We start from the raw sequence: 19654 nt of genomic DNA on the forward strand, positions 1-19654 counted from the left end.
TATAAAAAATATCGACAGATAATTTTTCAAATCTTTATGTAAAATGATTTTTGCAACTATATGATAAAGAGGTTTTTGGTAGGGTTATTGAAGTTTTTTATTAAATCAAAAAACAACCAACATGAAATTAGACTTTAATAATCAAACAATTAATGAGATTATTGCCACTATCGATGAAAATAAAGCGACGGAATGGCAATTGGATATTTTAAATTTTTTAAAAAAATATCAAGAACTAAATAGTGAAATTCAAATTAACGAGATGCAAGGTGAAAATATTTTTACAATTGCAATGAAGCGTGAAAATATTCAGAATACTGTTAAAGAATTAAATAAATATACAAATGTAAAGCAAGGTGATACGACTTTGATTGCTAATTCTATTACCATGAAAGATGGTGTTATTGCGTTAGCACAAGCAATTGAAGGTAAAATGGAAGCGTATTGCGTAGAGCCAACTAATGATATTAGGATTCCGTACACAGGGCAGGATCAAAATACGATTCATTGGGGATTGAATTATGTTTATTTAACAGAGGCACAAGTGCAACAATCTAGTGATGTATTACACCGAATTGAAAAAATTGCAGTCGAAACCAATGGAATAAAAGATGAAACAAAAGAATTGTTAATTAGTAACAATCAAGATCAAATGATTTATGAAGTTTTTAGTGTGAAATCTTTTCCAATTGCAGTGAGAAAATTGAATGAAGAAAACTATTCGACGATTGGAAATGTAAACATTGTTAGATCTAACGACGGACAATTAATTATAGATTCGCCAAATTTTCAAGAACGTATCAATACCCAAAAAGCAGTTGTAATTAATGATGATCATAGCTTTAGATGGCTAACTTCGGGAGAATATTTAGATGATGATAACGATACAATTATAAACTTTGATCATATCGAAGAAGTTTTGAAACCATATATTGCAACGCGTTTTGTGGTAATGAATTTCCCAGAAAAAGAATCGGGTCAAGAAGTGGTAACGTTGATTGTTGAAAGACGTTATATGGAAGAATTTAATTACCCAACTGACGGATTAAAAGAACATGAAATTCCTAAACAAACATTCTTTTTAGGAGAATTTCCAGAAAATAATGACCGAGCAGCCATTCGTAAAGAAGTGAAAAGATTATTAACCATAAATTAAAAAAAGCCGACTTATCTAATAAGTCGGCTTTTTTTAATATTGAATATCTATTAATGAAGTTAATGGTATTAAAACACCATTTTTAATTTGTAAATATTTTTCAGTTACAGTCCAAACCGTAGTTTCAATTTTCTTTGGTCCTTGATCTGTTTGGAATGTAATGTAAGCTTTTGATTTAAACTCGTTTCCTAAACGTACAGCTCCTAATAATTTTTCTTTCTGTACGTGAACTTCAGTTAATGGCGCATTTAAAAATTTATAATTTTGAACTTCCTCCTTTTCAATTAATTCAGCTTTAATCATCGTTCTGTCTTATTTATGGTTTTAATATTTTTCTTTTCACACGTTACCGAATGTACAAAATCGGAAATTAAAAAACTAACAAACGTCATTAAAAATTTCATAAAATTATTACACCAATATACGCGTGATAAAGTGTTGTTTTATAATATTCAAAAAGTTGACCAAGATTTATTTATTCTTAATATATCATCTGAATTTCGTAATTTTGCAATATGTCAGACGAAAAGAAATTTAAATCCGGTTTTGTTAACATCATTGGTAATCCTAACGTAGGAAAATCAACGTTAATGAATTTAATGATGAAAGAACGTTTAGTAATTGCTACACATAAAGCACAAACTACACGTCATCGTATCAAAGGAATTTTAACTGGGGATGATTATCAGATTGTTTTTTCTGATACACCTGGTGTTTTAGATCCTGCGTACGAATTACAAACTAAGATGATGGATGCCGTTAACGAATCATTAGTAGATGCTGATGTGATTCTTTACGTTGTTGAAATCGGAGAAAAACGTTTAAAAAACGAAGAAGTATTTGCTCGTCTTCAAAAAACTTCTACACCAATAATTTTATTATTAAATAAAATTGATACAGCTACACCTGACCGTCTGAACGAAGCTGTTGAATATTGGCACGAATTATTACCTGCTGCACAGATTTTGCCTATTTCTGCAAAAGAAAATGTAAATGTAGACATGTTAGTCACTAAAATTAAAGACATGTTGCCAGAAGGTCCACAATATTATCCAGAAGAACAATTAACAGATCGTTCGGAGCGTTTTATCGTAAACGAGGTAATTCGTGAGAAAATATTATTAAACTATTCAAAAGAAATTCCATACTCGGTTGAAGTTGTAACAGAACGTTTCAAAGAAGAAATTAATTTAATTTCAATCGAAGCTGAAATTTTTGTTGAACGTGATTCTCAAAAAGGAATTATCATCGGACATAAAGGTGAATCTTTATCTAAAGTAGGAAAGGAAGCGAGAGAAGAGTTAGAAAAATTCTTCGATAAAAAAGTTTTCTTAAAGCTTTTTGTTAAAGTTAAGAAAGACTGGCGTAAGAAAGAAAATGATTTACGTCGTTTTGGTTATTAAATAATCATTTTAAATAAAAGTTAAGCGTTGATATTCAACGCTTTTTTTATGCATAAGATTTTGATTTTTTGTAAATTTATAAAGAGATAAAACAAAATCTAAAATAAACCCTTATGGCAACAATATTATTTCCAACAGATTTTTCTAAAACAGCTAATAATGCATTTTTATATGCGTTGAATCTTGCGAAAGCAATCGATGCAGATATTCGTTTAATTACATTAAAAACTCATCTAAAAGAGTATTTAAATATGCATGAAGATGAATTTGAAACGAAAGTAAACCAATTAAAAGCAATCGCTAAGGAAAATCAATTAGAAGATATTAATATAAAAAGCTCTTTAGAAATTGGAGATTTATTATTAACAGTTCTTGATGTTGTAAATAAAGAAAATATAGATTACATCGTAATGGGAACGAATGGTGAAAATAGCTTTGGACAGAAATTTTTCGGTTCTCAAACTCTTGCAGTAATCAACAATTCGCCGGTTCCTGTGCTTGCAGTTCCTCATAATGTAGTTTTTGAGGAAAATAGAAAATTCGCTTTCGCATCTATGTTTGATCCAAAAGAAGAATCAGCGATTAACCAAATGATAAGTTTTGCTAAAAAACATCAATCAACTTTAGATATTGTTCATGTCGAGAATAAAAATATGAGTGTTGATATGATTATGAACAAACGCGAGTTAGAAGTTAATCATCCAGATGTGAAGGTAGAAGTTATTAAAAACGATGATGTAGAATCTGCATTATTAGATTACTGTAAAATGTATCACATAGATGTTTTAGGAATAATGAATCGTGAATTAAATCCATTTCAACGTTTGTTTACAGAAAGCTACAGTAAACATTTATTAACAAGTGCTGATTTTGCAATCTTAGTTTTAAAAGAAAAATAATCAAATCCAATACCATTGAAAAGCGATGTTTAACATCGCTTTTTTTATTGGCTAAATTTTTGCGAAATTTATAATACAATTTGAACAGATGACAGAAGTAGAAAAAAAACAAAGTCTAGTAAAACATAAATCTATCGCAACAGGTTTGTTTGTACTTATGGCTTTATTATACGCAGCAATGGTATATTTAAGCAAGCAATCTGAAGCAGAATGGATTGGTTACGTAGAAGCATTTTCTGAAGCTGCAATGGTTGGTGCACTAGCCGACTGGTTTGCTGTAACTGCATTGTTCAGGTATCCATTAGGATTAAAAATTCCGCATACAAATTTGATTGAACGTAGTAAAAATTCAATCGGTGATAATCTAGGAAGTTTTGTAACAAATAATTTCTTAACCTCAACCAATATTCGTCCTTATATAGAAAAGTTAGACGTTGTAAAATTTGTTGCTGATTGGTTAAATAAAAAAACGAATCAAGAAGTTTTACAAGAAGAGATAATAGGTTTTGTAAAGAAAGTTGTCAAAGATTTAGATGATAAAGAAGTGGTGGATTTTTTGTCTTTAAAAGGTGATGAAATTCTAAAACAATTTGATCTTAAAGAATTAGCTTCAACCGCAGTTACTTATCTGGTTGAAAAAGATAAACACAGCGAAATTTTAGATGTTATTTTGCCTAAAGCTAAAGCTTACATAGAAGAAAGTGATGTTTTAATAGAAGACAAAATCAATGAAAAACATCCTGTTATTTCATTTTTTGCAGGTAAAAAAATATCGAAAGGTGTTGTAAATGGTGTGATTAGTTTTATTGAAGAAATAGAGCAGGATCAGGAACATCCAATTCGAAAAAATATACAAAATTCATTATTAAACATTGCTAATAAAGCGAAATCAGATCCGTATTGGGAACAAAAAATAAACGCAATGCGTGATGAATTTGTAACGCCAGAACGTATTGTAGAATATGCTACGGATTTATGGCAATCAATCAAAGAGAATTTAACTGAAAGCTTTGATCAAGAGGATTCTACTTTGCAGAAATACATCCATAAAAACATCGAAAAATTGTCTAATAATTTAAATGATAATGAAGATTTAGTCCATAAAATTAATGGTTGGATACGTCATTTTCTTTACCGTATGATTTTAAGAAATGTTACTGAAGTTGAAGATTTAATCAGTACAACAGTAGGGGATTGGGAAGGTAAAGAATTAAGTGATAAGTTGGAATTAGAAGTTGGTAAAGACTTACAGTTTATTCGTATCAATGGTACAATTGTCGGTGGTATCGTCGGTTTGATAATATATGCAATTACCCAATTATTTTTGAATTGGTAAAAAAAAAGCTCAACATTTATTGTTGAGCTTTTTTAATTATTATTCAGCATTATATGTTTTATCAGAAGCTGACCAAATTCTGTAATTTACTTCATACCCTTTAGGCGTGTAAATTACAATTGGTAAACGACTATTGTATCTTACTTTTTCTGATGGTGAATAAACTATTTTTTCTACTGACTTATTATCAGAACATCCCATTAAAGTTCCAGCTATATTTCCGTCAGTTGTAAAATTATAATATGAATATCCCCAACCTTCCAGATTATTTTCTTCAAGTTTTCCCATCAAGAAATGATTATTACAAGAATCTGTCATCGTTTTTTTACCGATCATAATCTCAATCATAAAATCATTTTCGTTGTCGCGAGGTTCAACTCGAATGACTTTCTGTACTTGATCTTTATCTGGTTTTGGAAACATTTTTATATCTTCTTTCATTTGTGCAAAACTTGTTATTGAACTGAAAGTTAAAATATTTAATAACAGTAACTTTTTCATTTTTTAATTTTTGATTATATCGATAAGATGAAAAAGTAGTGCCAATGGTTGTGCGAAGTTTGTTAAATTAAAGCCAAAAAAAAAGACAATCAAAATTTGATTGTCTTTTTTGCTCCTCCTCTTGGGCTCGAACCAAGGACCCTCTGATTAACAGTCAGATGCTCTAACCAACTGAGCTAAGGAGGAGTATCGTTATCGATATTGTGTTGCAAATATAGAGCGAAAATTTATATCTCCAAATATTTTTTAAACTTTTTTTCACTTGAAAGTCGCTTAAATAGGGCAACTTATTGAAAATGAATTAGAAAAAATTTTATTTTTTTTTAATTATAATGATGAAAAATCCCTTGTTGCGATGCAGTCCATAGCGGAGCCGTCTGTTTTGCTTCTTTTAATGCATCACTTGCCCAAGTATTACAAGTAAAAAAGATGTTGTATGTACCTTTCGCTTCGTAAAAAGAATCATTATTTCCGTAAACCATTTCAGTTGGTATAAGTTGTACATTTCCTGTTGTATCCAATTCAAAAGAATTCTTTATATATTCTACTATTTTAATATATTCATCTCTACTAATTGTCATTCTTTTACAATCTTCATTTTCAGTAATTGTATTATAAAACGTGGTGTGCATAGCAGAATCTCCTAACCAAAATGCAGCTTTAAAAGCAGTAGAAAATTTTAGATCTTTCCATTCAGGTGTATCCAAATAAAAACCTTTATCTCCCCAACCAAAAGCAATATATTTCATGGGTTGTTTTGCTTTTGTATCACTAAAAGGAATTAAATCAGACCAATTTATCACATCAGTTTCAACAGGAAGTACAATATCGGTATGCATTCCATTGGTTAAAATGTAGATTTCTACCCAATCATTTGATGATGAGGTTGTTTTGTTTACAGGGATTAATGGTAGGATGATAACAGCTAAGATGTAGACGAATAATAATCCAAACAAAAGTCCGATTGATTTTAGAAAGTATTTGAATATTTTTTTCATAGAGATTGATTTCCTTAAAGATAAAAAAATCCCGTCACACGTGACGGGATACAATTAACTAAAATATTTAATATGAAATCGACTTCATAAATGGATTATATGTTAAGCATTCGTTCTGAAAACTAATTTGTTTCCTGGTTTTTCATCTAAGTAATCGATTAATACAGCATCATTATCATTGATATTTCCTTTCAGAATTTCTTTAGATAATTCGTTCAATACATCTTGTTGTATCACTCGTTTTAATGGTCTTGCACCAAATTGTGGATCATATCCTTTATGAGCTAAATAAGCAGATGCTTCTGGTGTAATATCTAAAGTAATATCACGTTGTGCTAATTTTTTAGCGACAGCATTTAAGTAAATTCCAACTATTCCGCTGATTTGATTTTGACTTAATGGACGGAATAGAATTATCTCATCAATACGATTCAAGAATTCTGGTCGGAAGTTTTGTTTTAACTCGTCAAAAACTTCTGTTTTTGTATCATCATAAATCTGAGCCACATTATCCTCATCAATATCTGCAAACTTTTCTAAGATCGTATGCGAACCAAAGTTCGATGTCATAATAATGATCGTATTCTTAAAGTTTACGACACGTCCTTTGTTGTCAGTTAAACGTCCATCATCTAATACTTGTAATAAAATATTAAATACATCTGGATGCGCTTTTTCTATCTCATCTAACAAAATTACCGAATATGGACGACGACGAACCGCTTCCGTTAACTGTCCACCTTCGTCGTACCCAACGTATCCCGGAGGTGCTCCAACTAAACGAGAAACTGCATGGCGTTCTTGATATTCGGACATATCGATACGCGTCATTGCATTTTCATCATCGAAAAGGAATTCTGCTAAAGCTTTCGCTAATTCAGTTTTACCAACCCCAGTTGATCCTAAGAATAAGAACGAACCAATTGGTTTTCCTTCATCACTTAATCCTGCGCGAGAACGGCGAATTGAATCTGCTACTGCAACAATCGCTTCTTCTTGCCCAAGTACACGTTTGTGTAATTCGTCTTCTAAGTGTAATAATTTTTCACGTTCAGATTGCATCATTTTCTGAGCCGGAACTCCTGTCCATCTCGATACAACTTCTGCGATATCATCTGCATCAACAAATTCTTTTACCAATTTATTGTGCTTATTTTCTTCTAATTTTTGTTCAGCTTCTGTTAATGCTTTTTTAGCATTTACTAAATCTTCAAATTCTAATTTAGATGCTTTTGCATAATCATATTCACGCTTTGCTTTTTCGATTTCAAATTTGATGTTTTCAATTGTCTTACGTAAATCTTGAACTTCATCAGCTTTGTTTTTCTCGTCTTGCCATTTCGCGCTGAATTGATTTCTTTCATCTTGAAGATTTGATAATTCTTCGCGTAATAAGTTTAATTTTTTCTCGTCATCTTCACGTTTAATCGCTTCAATTTCAATTTCTAACTGAACGATTTTACGGTCTAATTTATCTAATTCTTCAGGTTTAGAATTCATTTCCATTCTTAACTTCGATGCAGCTTCATCCATTAAATCGATGGCTTTATCTGGTAAAAAACGATCAGAAATATAACGTGTTGATAATTTTACAGCAGCAATAATTGCCTCATCTTTAATTCCGATTTTGTGGTGCTGTTCGTATTTATCTTTGATACCACGTAGAATCGAAATTGCAGATTCTTCATCTGGTTCTTCCACCATTACTTTCTGGAAACGACGTTCTAATGCTTTATCTTTTTCAAAATATTTTTGATATTCATTTAAAGTTGTTGCACCAATCGAACGTAATTCTCCACGCGCTAAAGCTGGTTTTAGAATATTTGCGGCATCCATAGCGCCTTCACCACCACCTCCGGCACCAACTAAAGTGTGGATTTCGTCGATGAATAAAATTATTTCCCCGTTAGAAGAAGTTACTTCTTTTACAACAGCTTTTAATCTTTCTTCAAACTCTCCTTTATATTTTGCACCAGCAACTAAAGCTCCCATATCTAATGAGAAGATTTGTTTGTTTAAAAGATTTTCAGGCACATCACCATCAATGATACGATGCGCTAATCCTTCAGCAATTGCAGTTTTACCAACTCCAGGTTCACCAATTAAAATTGGGTTGTTTTTAGTTCTTCGTGATAAGATTTGTAAAACACGACGAATCTCTTCGTCACGACCAATTACAGGATCTAATTTTCCTTCTTTGGCTAATTCAGTTAAGTTCTTCGCGTATTTGTTTAAGGAATTGTAAGTTCCTTCTGCATTTTCTGATGTTACTCTTTCTCCTTTTCTCAATTCTGTAATTAATTTTTTGGTGTTATCGAATGTTACACCTTGATCTTTCAGAATTTGGCTTGTAGGTGATACATTCTTAATTATTCCTAATAAAATATGTTCCAACGTAATAAAATCATCTTGCATTTCCTTAGCGTATTGCTGAGCAGATTGTAAAACAGCATTTGCACTATTGGATAGATGATTACCTTGTTGTCCTTGTACTTTTGGATACTTATTAATTTCTATATCCAATTCGTTTTTGATATGCGTAAGGTTTGCGCCTTGTTGTTCTAATATTAATGAAATTACATTTTCATCAACATCAAACATTCCACTTAAAATATGGCTTGGTTCTATGGCTTGATTTTGATTTCCAGCCGCAATTTGTTGTGCAGCTTGAATTGCTTCGCGCCCTTTTATTGTAAACTGATTAAAATCCATTTGTTTTTTATTTTGTTCGTTGATTTGTTTGTTCGGATAGGTTTAATCAAAATAAATTCCAAATTGATATTCAATGATTTATACTGACTTTTTGTCGTTTTTATATAAAAAAAGGAGACATTTTGACAAATATCTCCTTTATATTTTCAAATTTAGATACTTTTAGAACAAACCTTCAACTGACAAATAACGTTCACCAGTATCGTAATTTATAGTTAAAACTTTTGCATCAGAAGAAATTTTATCTAGCGATTTAGCAACTGCAGCTAATGACGCTCCGGTTGAAATTCCGACAAATAAACCTTCTTCTTTCGCTGCTTTGCGTGCAAAATCAAAAGCCTCTTCTTTTGAAATCTGAATCGATTCATCCAATACATTTATATCTAAATTAGTTGGAATAAATCCAGCACCAATTCCTTGAATTGCGTGAGGACCAGGATTTCCACCAGAAATTACAGGAGAATCTAAAGGTTCTACAGCAATAACTTTAGTGGCAGAATTAACTTCTTTTAAAGCTTTTCCAATTCCAGATAAATGACCACCAGTTCCAACACCTGTTATTAAATAATCAACACCTTGTGGAAAATCAGCTAGAATTTCTTTTGCAGTAGTATTGTAATGAATAGTTGGATTCGAATTATTTTCGAATTGTTGAGGAACCCAAGCACCTTCAATCGTTTCCGCTAATTCTTGTGCTTTCGCAATTGCACCTTTCATCCCTAATTCTTTCGGAGTTAAAACAAATTCAGCACCATATGCTTCCATGATTTTACGTCTTTCAATCGACATTGATTCTGGCATAGTAATAATCATTTTGTAATCTTTTACAGCTGCTACAAATGATAATCCGATTCCGGTATTTCCAGAAGTTGGTTCGATAACGGTTCCTCCGGGTTTTAAAATCCCTGCTTTTTCAGCATCTTCGATCATGGCTAAAGCAATGCGATCTTTGATAGATCCACCAGGATTTTGTTTTTCTAATTTGATGTAAACTTCGTGATTTGGGAAAAGTCTGCTTAATCTAATTATCGGTGTATTTCCGATAGCTTCTAGGATATTATTTAAAATCATTATTAAAAATTTTGATTAGATGACATAAAAATCATCTGATTGATTGTTATTTTTTTGTTTGATAATTGGTTGAAATTCTTGGTAAGCGATAGAATCGGGCGGTACACTTTTCGTAATCCATACATTTCCACCAATTGTAGAATTTGCGCCAATCACCGTTGTTCCACCTAAAATTGTTGCGCCGGCATATATGGTAACATTATCTTCTATTGTAGGATGGCGTTTTTGGTCAGCTAAATCTTTTGAAACATAAAATGCACCAAGCGTAACACCTTGATAAATTTTAACATTATTACCAATAATTGTAGTTTCTCCAATTACAATTCCAGTTCCGTGATCGATATAAAAATTTTTGCCAATACTTGCACCTGGATGTATATCAATACCGGTTTGTTTGTGGGCGTATTCAGCAAAGAAACGAGGTAGTATTGGTGTATCTAATTTGTACAATGTGTTTGCTAAACGATGAACAGCTATTGCAAAAAATCCAGGATATGAAACAATGATTTCTATCTCGGATTTGGAAGCAGGATCATTATTAAAGAATATTAAAATTAATTGTTCTAACTCCGTTTTGATATCTTCTAATTGGTCGAAAAATTTTTCTGCAATGAAATTAGCTTTCTCTTCGGGAACAATTCTATTTAATATATCAATAAAATACGACTTTACTTGATCAGGTGTATTTTCTTTATTGGGCTGACTAAAAATTAAATCATATATAATAGACTCTACAATTTTTTCAACTTCCTTTTTATTAAATGGTAAACTATATTTACTAAGTGAGTTCATTTTTTAATTACCTATTAACTCTATAATATTTATAGACAAATGTAGTAATATTTCATAATTAATTAAAAATCTTCCAAAAATTAATCATAAACTAAAATCTGTAAAAAAATAGGTTACACAATAATGTTCTTGATTGAATAAAACACACCAATGTTTATCTATTTGAGTTTAATTTAATGGCTTGAAAATCAATATTTAATTGAAGTAATGTTAAACTTTTGATTAAAATTGATTTTTTTCAATTCTAGTGTTTATTTTACACTAAAAATTCATATTTTAGTAACACAAAATCACTATTTATGAAAATATCATTTTTATTTACATTTTTCATGTTCATCGGAACTTTAGTATTTGGACAATCTCCAATTGGTACGTGGAAAACTATAGATGATGAAACGGGGAAAGAAAAATCTCACGTGGAAATTTTCGAAAAAGATGGAATGTTATATGGAAAAGTAATAAAAATCTTGACGAAAGGTAAAGAGAATTCTAAATGTGATAAATGTAAAGGAGCTTTAGCTGGAAAACCAATTAAAGGATTGGTTATTCTTTCAGGTCTAAAAAAAGACGGAAATGAATGGTCTGGTGGCAAAATTATTGATCCAAATAGCGGAAAAGAATATAAAGCGTCTTTAAGATTAAACGGAAAAGATAAATTAGATGTTAGAGGGTATGTCGGAATATCATTAGTCGGCAGAACTCAAACTTGGCAAAAAGTAAAATAAAAAGGTTACTCAAGTAATCAAACCACAAAAACTCAAAACAAAACTCTTGATAATGACTATTTTCTACTTTGAAAATAGTCATTATTTTTTTACTTAAATTTGCACGTTCAGATTCATCTGAAATCTTTAAATTATTCATATCAATGAGTTCATACAAAAAAAGAGCATTATCTTATATAAAACCCTATAAAACCTCCTTTGCAACAGCGATATTTTTTAATATACTCTATGCAATATTTAATGTTGTAGCCTTGGCATTTATGATGCCTATTTTAGGAATTTTATTCGGGGAAGAAAAAGGTAAGATTATATCAAAACCTGAATTTTCAGGAAAAATAATGGATCTAAAAGATTTTGCATCTAATTATTCAGGCTATTACATTAGTCAATTAGCAAATGCTGAAGGTCCAATTTATATTCTAGCCATTTCGTGTGTGCTATTTATCGTTGCATTTCTTTTTAGAAACATATTTAGTTATTTGTCAGAAACGTGTTTAGTCGATTTACGATCAGGAGTAACACGTGATTTGCGTATCGATTTGCACAATAAAATTTTAGAATTGCCTATTTCTTACTTCACAGAAAAGAGAAAAGGAGATATGATTACGCGTATATCAAATGATGTGAATGAAGTAGAAAGCAATATCTTAAATTCAATTGTAGAAATTATACGCGGACCGATTATGATTATTGTCTTCGTAACCGTATTGTTTATTACAAGTACAGAATTAACGTTGTTTGCAATACTGGTTTTCCCAATTATGGGAACTATTATTTCTTTGATTGGAAAGAGTTTAAAACGTGCTGCACAACATGCACAGACCGAATTATCAAACATTATTACCTATGTTGATGAAACGTTAGCTGCTTTAAAGATTATTAAAATTTTTAATGCTGAAGATCAAATAAAAGGAAGGTTTGATGTATCGATAAATCGCTATAGAAGTTACTTGCAAAAAGTAATGAAAAAACGCGCTTTAGCATCGCCAACCAGCGAATTTTTAGGTGCAGTAACAATAGGTTTAATTGTGTTTTTCGGAGGTAAATTATCTTTAGAAGGAAATGGATTGTCAGGATCAGAATTTATCTTTTATATCGGTACATTTTACACCTTATTAGATCCAATTAAAAAGTTTTCTAAAGCCTTATCAGACATACAAAAAGGTGAAGTTTCTGCACAACGTGTTTTCGAAATTTTAGATGCAAATGTGTCGATTAAAGATAATGAAAATGCTAAAAAATTAGATTCTTTCGAAGATAAAATTGAGTTTAAAAATGTAAGTTTTGGATATGGAGATGAAACCATCATAGAGAACTTTAACCTAACAATAAATAAAGGTGAAACCGTAGCTCTTGTTGGTCAGTCAGGTTCAGGAAAATCAACACTTGCAAATCTTTTGACTCGTTTTTGGGATGTAAAATCAGGAGAGATTTTAATTGATGGAATAAATATTAAGGATATTAATCTTAAAAACTATCGTGATTTATTTGGTTTGGTAACTCAAGATTCGATTTTATTTAATGATTCTATAGCTAACAATATCGCGTTAGGCGATCCAAAACCGAGTGAGGAAGGAATTGTTAAAGCTGCAAAAATTTCGAATGCTGAAGAGTTTATTGTAAAGCAACCAGCACAATACAATGAAGGTGTAGGAGAAGGTGGAAGTAAACTTTCTGGTGGGCAAAAACAACGATTGTCCATTGCTCGTGCTGTCTATAAAAATCCTCCTATTATGGTGTTGGACGAAGCGACATCTGCATTGGATACAAAATCAGAAAAATTAGTTCAGAATGCATTGAATAACATGATGCAAAATAGAACATCTTTGGTTATTGCACACCGTTTATCTACGATACAAAATGCGAATAAAATTGTTGTGATGGAAGCTGGAAAAATTATCGAGCAAGGAAGTCATAACGAATTAATTGATAAAAATGGTGCTTATGCGAATTTGGTCAGCATGCAAAATTTTAGCTAAGTAACATAAAAAAAGCATCGAGATTAATCGATGCTTTTTTTTATAAATTTTTTATTGCAAAACCTAGTTGTTTCCAATCTTCCCAAAATGTTGGATAAGATTTTTCAACAACCATTTCATTTTCTATCTTGATAGGATATTTTACCGCTAAAGGAGCCATACACATTGCCATTCTATGGTCGTTGTATGTTGCTAGAATAGGAGTTTCTTCGAAAATATTATATCCTTTAATTGTTAAAGAATCTTCTGTAATAACAACGATTGCACCGAATTTAGTCAATTCGTTTTGCAAAGCAATTAAACGATCGGTTTCCTTAATTTTAAGAGTTTCTAATCCTGTTAAATGACATTTTAAACCTAAACCAACACAAGTCGTAGCAATTGTTTGAGCAATATCTGGCGTGTTATTTAAATCTAAAGTTATAACATCAGAATAATTGAAATCAGGAATATTTTTTAAAGTTAATTTCCCATTATCAAAGGTCGATTCAACACCAAAATGATCTTTATAAATTGTTTGTAAAGCCGAATCACCTTGTAAAGAATCCTCAAAATAGGTAGAAATAGTAACTTCACTATTTGGGCTTAAGGCAATCAAAGAATAAAAGTATGAAGCAGAACTCCAATCTGATTCCACTTGCAAAATATTAGATTCAATTTTAGGCGTGTATTCAACTTTAATTTCTTGACCATTCATTTCAGCTTTTACCCCAATTTTATTCAATAATTGAATCGTCATTTGGATGTAAGGCACAGAAATTATTTTACCTTCTAATATTATTGTTAATCCATTTTCTAATTGCGTTCCAATCAACATCAAAGCCGAAATATATTGGCTACTTACATTTGCTGGAATTGTAATAGAAGATGTTGTAATTTTTTTACCGTTAATTTTAAGAGGTGGAAATCCTTGGTTTTCTAGGTATGTAATATCTGCACCTAATTGGTTTAAAGCATCAACTAAAACTCCAATCGGACGTTGTTTCATACGATCAGAACCTGTTAGGGTTACCGAACGACCTTCTTGAATAGAATAAAACGCGGTAAGAAAACGCATGGCAGTTCCGGCGTGATGTATATCAATTAAATCGCTTGTATTTGCTAACGCTTTTGCCATTAGTTGAGAATCTTCAGAATTTGAAACATTTTCTAAAGTCAAAGCATTTTGAAATAATTGATTTAATAATAAAAGACGATTACTCTCACTTTTTGATCCAGTGATTTGTAATTTATCTTTTATGATTGTGTTTTCTTTCGAAATTAAAATCATCTTATTTTAATTTTTCGTTATTCTGATGACGGTCGTGATCGCGTTGTGTTTTAATATCTAATTTTTTGTAAAAGGCAGATTCTAAATCAACACCAGTTTGATTAGCTAAACAAAGAGCAACAAAAATAACATCTGCTAATTCTTCACCTAAATCTTTGTTTTTATCTGATTCTTTTTCTGATTGTTCACCATAGCGACGAGCGATAATTCGCGCAACTTCTCCAACTTCTTCTGTTAATTGAGCCATATTTGTTAATTCGTTAAAATAACGAACACCATGGTTATTGATCCAATTATCTACGTCTTGTTGTGCTTGTTTTAAACTCATTTCGTCTGATTTTTTAATTATGAATAGTAAATGTACAAAATAAAAAAAGCCAATGGAGTTTTCCATTGGCTATAATTTAAAATATATTGTTGATTAGATTTTAACTAATACTATCTGCTGAGTTTCTGCCTCTACGACTTTATTCATAAACTCTTTGAATGGTTTATAATAGTCTGATGGTAAAATACTGTATGGTAAAACACGAGCAGAAGTGATTTGGATAAATCCGTCTTTTTCCTCGAATTTATAAGCATATCCAGCTGCATCATTTATGATTTTTTCTTGATATTCTTTTGGTAAACTTTCTACCTTATAACCTTCAGGAATTTTAATCTTAACAATTTTAGAAATTGTCATCGGAGTTCCAAATTCGATATTATAATTACGGTTTTCATAGTTTAGGTTATGATTTTCTAAAGCTGTGAAAATTAAAGGATTTAAAATTATTTTATTTCCGATAACATCCGTTTGTACATTACTGAATTTGAATGAATGACGAATTAAATTTTCATTATTATCTACTGATTTAAAGTTTTCGATATCGAAAGTATATTCCTCGATAAAATCTTTTTCGAATGCTTTTGGATCTTCTTGGATTTCGCTTTTATCGTTGATATAGAAATAATTATCATGATAATTGTTATATGTTCCGTTTAGTTTTCCATCAGCAGTTAATGTAGCGACAATTTGTGTTTTGTCTGTAGACATAATTGTATTGACAAGATTAACTTCTTTAACTCCTGTTTTAGAAATTAAAATTCCACGGTGATTTAATGCTCTTAATGGTAATAAATTTACTTTAGAGTTTGGATCAGTAGCGTCCATTAAAACTTCATTTCCGTTGATGTTTACCGCAGCAATAACGTAATTAAGTTTTGCCATAGAAGGGAAAACGTAATTCAACATTCCGTTTTGAACTGTACTTAAAACAACAGGATTCGCTTTAAGACCAGCTTTTTCTAACATAGAAATTAGCATTAAGTTGATGTCTGCCGCATTTCCTGTTTTTTCGTTATATGTTTTACGGATTCCTGAATCAGTTGATTTTCCGCTGTAATTATTCCATTTGTAATTTGTTTTTACAAAATCAAAAATTGCAGTCGTTTTTTCAAGTTCATCAGTTTTACCAGCAATTATTTCTTTTACTTTATCATCTAAAAATGAATTACCATTTAATTGACGTCCAAAACTTTCGCTATCCATTAAATCTCTACCAATTTTTTCCCAAGTTGTTGAGAAATATTGTGGCGTTCCATTTTTAGGCATATATGAAGCTAATTCGAATCGAACAGATGATAACAAGTTACGTGGATTTAATACATAAGCTTCTTTTTCGTAACCAGGTAAATTTTCTGCTGAATAAGATTTAGTGTTTATGACATATTCATAAGATCCAATTGAGCTAGCTCTAAATTCATCCGTTGTATTATTAATACCTCTACTTCCTTGAGTTTTGTAATTTGCAGTTTCTCTTTTGCTAGAAGTTGTAGGTTTTAAAATATATTGACCTCTAAAATCGTCGCTATAGTTTAAAACTTCGTTTGTTTCTAAAACTAAATTACTTTTTACAACAGGAACACTTTCTTGGAAATACCAAGTGTCTGTATTGTAGTAAAATGGTGATTTTACTTCGTAAGCATATTCGATGATTGATCCATTTTGAACATTAGGAAAAGTTAATGTTTGAAGATCTAGAAAGTTGTGAACATTTTTAGTAAAAATATCTTTCTTTTCAACTTTATATTCTTTCATTCCATTTCCTTCAGGAGTAAAAGTTGAAGCTTTTAAAGACTGAATTTTTTCAAAATCAGATTTTGAATTTCCTTTACCCAGAGGAATTTCTAACGTTAGTAAATGATCTGGTGTTTTATCTTTATCAAAAATCTTGATACGGTAAGTAATGATAGAAGTTTTCATTAAATCACCCGTACTCTGATCCCAATCAATTTTATGTTTAGCACTAGAATATAACACTTCTGCAGGAGCAGTTGGTGTAATTGTACTTTTTGTTTTTGTAATTTCTTCGGTTGTAAATTTTCCGAATTTAATATCTTGTGCTTGTGTAGAAATAGCAGCTAAAGATGCTATACCAATTGTAATGTATTGTTTCATGTGTTAGAATTCTAGTAGTGTTTTGATATTGTCATTGGCTGACACTTGACGTCTAAATTCAACATAATCATTAAATTTAGCTTTTTCGTAATTTCCTTTAATTTGTTTGTAAGTTCTTTTTAAAATATACTTGTTTTGAGCTGTTTTTTCTACTGTTAAATGATACGAACCAAATTCAGATTTAATTTCAATAGGTTGAATCTGAATTGGAGTTTTTACATTTTCGGGAACAATAATTTCAAATTCCATAATATCAGTATAACCTCGTGAAATGTGGAAATCGTAATTTCTTTCTTTCGCTTTCTTCAACGTAGAAGTTTCGTTATTGGCCGGTATTAAATTAAAAATTAAATTGTTTCCTTGTTTCTTAGCAAAATTGGAAGAAGTAACTTTTAAGAAAGTTTCGAAACTAGCATTTTCCCAATCGTTTTCGAAGCGAATATCATTAATATTTGGTTGAGCTAAAACTGGAAATTTACGTTTGAAATGATCGATCTGATCTTTATGTAAATAAGTTTTCACAAACGAATTATCATCGTAAAATAATCCTTTAGAAGTTTCGTGCAAATCAATTTTAGCATTTCCTTCAAGTGTGATTTCAATTGTACCTTTCGTTGTTAAGATATTATTATTGTGATCAAAAACCTGAGAAGGAATAATTTTACCACCATTTTCATGATAGATTAAAACATTTCTGTTCCCACTAAATTGCCCTAAGTGATTGAATGGACTTGTTTGGCTTGTCGCTTCAATCCAAATATCTTCATCAGCTAATGGAACATAAACAATCATATGATTTCCTTGCTGATACATCATTTGATCATCAATATCAACAGAATTATTGTTGGCAAAAAGCACCGTGTGATATCCTTTAATTCCGACTGCATCTAACATTCCAATCATATAATTAGAAAGTGCCTTACAATCGCCGTAACTTTTAGATTCTACATAAGAGTTTGGAAATGGCGAAAGCCCACCGATACCTAATTGTACACCAATGTAACGAACTTTTTTCTGCATGTATTGGTATAAAATTGCGACTTTTTGCTTCTCTGTTTTAGCATCTTTTACCAAATCTCGGAAATAAGCTTTTTGTGCAGGTGTAAAATCTAATTTACCATCTACAAGATATTGATACGACCATTTTCCGTAATCGTTCCAATTATCAAATTTACCTTGTGTACCGTCTATATTAATTTGGTCACTTGCAATAATTACATGCGGCATAATATTTCGCCAATTAATCATGTAATCTTCGTCTTGTAAAGGTTTTGAATTGTTTAATTCGTAATTAAACGTTTTATCCGTTTTATTTTTAATAATGTTATAATTCTCTAAGTTTTTTTCTAAATGACGAAGTGTAAACGAAGTGTTGTTAGTGAATGTATAACTTGATTTTTCTACTGCAAGATTTCCGTTTGAAATAGGAAACCATCTTGGCAATGACAAGGTATTTTTATTAGTAGTCGTTACTTTGTATCGTACCGTATAAGGATAAAATGTTGGTGTAAACTCTAAATATTTTATACGATTATCTGTATATAATTGTCCACCAGAAACAGCACTTGCATCAGACAAGTCTTTAGGTTTAAATTTTTTGATCGATTTTCCGTTTCCATCAAAAATTTCAACTTCAAAAAGGTCGATTTTCGTATTTGGATCGTAGTGTTGATAAGCATCAACGTAACTATCTCCTGATTTGTCTAAAACTGAAATTACAACTTCGTTGGTGTATTTAAATTCGTTGATTGAATTGAGTTGAACATCGGTTTTATCTGATCGAATAACAGCATAAGCATCTTTCTTTAATTCTGTAGGAATTTGATCAACAGGATAAAATTGTGATAATAAACTTATTGGGATTAAAAATAGAGTAGCAGGTAGAAATTTATTCATTGTATAATTTTATTCTTTGTTTCTTGAATCTATAAAGATTGTTACAGGGCCATCATTCAAAAGTTCAACTTTCATATCTGCTCCAAAAATACCAGTTTGAATGTCAGAATCGATATGATTTTTTAAAACGTTTAAAAACGTATTATATTGTATTTTAGCTTCCTCTGGTTTGGATGCTCTGATGTAAGAAGGTCTGTTCCCTTTTTTTGTAGCAGCGTGTAATGTGAATTGAGAAACAACTAATATTTCGCCATTAACTTGTTTGATATCTAAATTCATTACACCATTATCGTCTCCGAAAATGCGTAATTGAACAATTTTTTTGCTAATCCACTCAAAATCCTCCTTATTATCATCAGGTTCAAAGCCAACGAGTACCAATAAACCATGATTGATTTTTCCTGTAATATTGTTTTCAACTTTTACTGAAGCGTGTTGAACGCGCTGTATTATAATTCTCATTTAGCTTTATTCAG

At 30.8% G+C, this 19654-nt stretch carries 17 protein-coding genes and 1 tRNA gene; 6 read left to right on the plus strand and 12 right to left on the minus strand.

What is annotated here, in order from left to right:
* Positions 1-121: 121 nt before the first annotated feature.
* Positions 122-1156 carry an acyl-CoA synthetase family protein gene (locus tag J9309_RS05785; RefSeq protein ID WP_230477613.1) on the plus strand — a complete coding sequence of 345 codons (1035 nt, stop codon included), beginning with the start codon at positions 122-124 and terminating at the stop codon, positions 1154-1156.
* A 33-nt stretch (positions 1157-1189) separates the two neighbouring features.
* Here J9309_RS05785 and J9309_RS05790 read toward each other — a convergent pair whose 3' ends face one another.
* Complete coding sequence (locus J9309_RS05790) at positions 1190-1459, minus strand: hypothetical protein (protein ID WP_230477614.1); 270 nt, start codon at positions 1457-1459, stop codon at positions 1190-1192.
* A 212-nt stretch (positions 1460-1671) separates the two neighbouring features.
* Between J9309_RS05790 and era the strand changes: the two genes are divergently transcribed.
* From era to J9309_RS05805, 3 genes are all read left to right on the plus strand, one after another.
* Entirely contained in the window at positions 1672-2559 is an 888-nt protein-coding gene (gene era / locus J9309_RS05795; RefSeq protein ID WP_230477615.1) for a GTPase Era, read from the plus strand.
* A gap of 113 nt (positions 2560-2672) precedes the next feature.
* Positions 2673-3458, plus strand: a complete 786-nt coding sequence (locus J9309_RS05800) for a universal stress protein (RefSeq protein WP_230477616.1) — start codon at positions 2673-2675, stop codon at positions 3456-3458.
* Between the two features lie 88 nt (positions 3459-3546).
* Positions 3547-4794, plus strand: coding sequence for a DUF445 domain-containing protein (locus tag J9309_RS05805; protein WP_230477617.1), 1248 nt, complete (start codon positions 3547-3549; stop codon positions 4792-4794).
* 39 nt (positions 4795-4833) lie between these two features.
* On the opposite strand, the gene eco is transcribed toward J9309_RS05805, so the two are convergent.
* The 6 genes from eco to epsC form a co-directional block, all read right to left on the minus strand.
* On the minus strand, positions 4834-5295 hold the full coding sequence (eco, locus tag J9309_RS05810; RefSeq protein ID WP_230477618.1) for a serine protease inhibitor ecotin: 462 nt from the start codon (positions 5293-5295) through the stop codon (positions 4834-4836).
* A gap of 112 nt (positions 5296-5407) precedes the next feature.
* Positions 5408-5481: transfer RNA gene (locus J9309_RS05815), tRNA-Asn, on the minus strand.
* A 137-nt stretch (positions 5482-5618) separates the two neighbouring features.
* On the minus strand, positions 5619-6293 hold the full coding sequence (locus tag J9309_RS05820; protein ID WP_230477619.1) for a TIGR02117 family protein: 675 nt from the start codon (positions 6291-6293) through the stop codon (positions 5619-5621).
* A gap of 102 nt (positions 6294-6395) precedes the next feature.
* On the minus strand, positions 6396-9005 hold the full coding sequence (gene clpB / locus J9309_RS05825) for an ATP-dependent chaperone ClpB (protein ID WP_230477620.1): 2610 nt from the start codon (positions 9003-9005) through the stop codon (positions 6396-6398).
* Positions 9006-9167: 162 nt separating this feature from the next.
* Positions 9168-10076 (minus strand): cysteine synthase A, encoded by a 909-nt coding sequence (cysK, locus tag J9309_RS05830; RefSeq protein ID WP_230477621.1) that lies wholly within the window; start codon positions 10074-10076, stop codon positions 9168-9170.
* A gap of 15 nt (positions 10077-10091) precedes the next feature.
* Positions 10092-10868 (minus strand): serine O-acetyltransferase EpsC, encoded by a 777-nt coding sequence (gene epsC / locus J9309_RS05835; protein WP_230477622.1) that lies wholly within the window; start codon positions 10866-10868, stop codon positions 10092-10094.
* A 299-nt stretch (positions 10869-11167) separates the two neighbouring features.
* Here epsC and J9309_RS05840 point away from each other — a divergent pair, with 299 nt between their 5' ends.
* Both J9309_RS05840 and J9309_RS05845 read left to right on the plus strand, forming a co-directional pair.
* Positions 11168-11593 (plus strand): DUF2147 domain-containing protein, encoded by a 426-nt coding sequence (locus tag J9309_RS05840; RefSeq protein WP_230477623.1) that lies wholly within the window; start codon positions 11168-11170, stop codon positions 11591-11593.
* A gap of 143 nt (positions 11594-11736) precedes the next feature.
* Positions 11737-13572, plus strand: a complete 1836-nt coding sequence (locus tag J9309_RS05845) for an ABC transporter ATP-binding protein (RefSeq protein WP_230477624.1) — start codon at positions 11737-11739, stop codon at positions 13570-13572.
* A gap of 40 nt (positions 13573-13612) precedes the next feature.
* Here the strand turns inward: J9309_RS05845 and J9309_RS05850 are convergent, their stop codons facing one another.
* The 5 genes from J9309_RS05850 to dtd all read right to left on the minus strand — a co-directional run bounded on the left by J9309_RS05850 (position 13613) and on the right by dtd (position 19640).
* On the minus strand, positions 13613-14842 hold the full coding sequence (locus J9309_RS05850; RefSeq protein WP_230477625.1) for a 3-phosphoshikimate 1-carboxyvinyltransferase: 1230 nt from the start codon (positions 14840-14842) through the stop codon (positions 13613-13615).
* A 1-nt stretch (position 14843) separates the two neighbouring features.
* The gene (locus J9309_RS05855; RefSeq protein WP_121934014.1) at positions 14844-15170 is read right to left on the minus strand and encodes a nucleotide pyrophosphohydrolase; all 327 of its coding nucleotides are present in this window, start codon (positions 15168-15170) and stop codon (positions 14844-14846) included.
* A gap of 93 nt (positions 15171-15263) precedes the next feature.
* Positions 15264-17282, minus strand: a complete 2019-nt coding sequence (locus J9309_RS05860) for a DUF3857 domain-containing protein (protein WP_230477626.1) — start codon at positions 17280-17282, stop codon at positions 15264-15266.
* Between the two features lie 3 nt (positions 17283-17285).
* Positions 17286-19178, minus strand: a complete 1893-nt coding sequence (locus J9309_RS05865; RefSeq protein WP_230477627.1) for a DUF3857 domain-containing protein — start codon at positions 19176-19178, stop codon at positions 17286-17288.
* A 9-nt stretch (positions 19179-19187) separates the two neighbouring features.
* A complete protein-coding gene (dtd, locus tag J9309_RS05870; protein ID WP_230477628.1) occupies positions 19188-19640 on the minus strand; it encodes a D-aminoacyl-tRNA deacylase in 453 nt (150 codons plus the stop codon).
* Positions 19641-19654: the final 14 nt, after the last annotated feature.

The organism is Faecalibacter bovis, assembly GCF_017948305.1.
Classification (GTDB): domain Bacteria; phylum Bacteroidota; class Bacteroidia; order Flavobacteriales; family Weeksellaceae; genus Empedobacter; species Empedobacter bovis.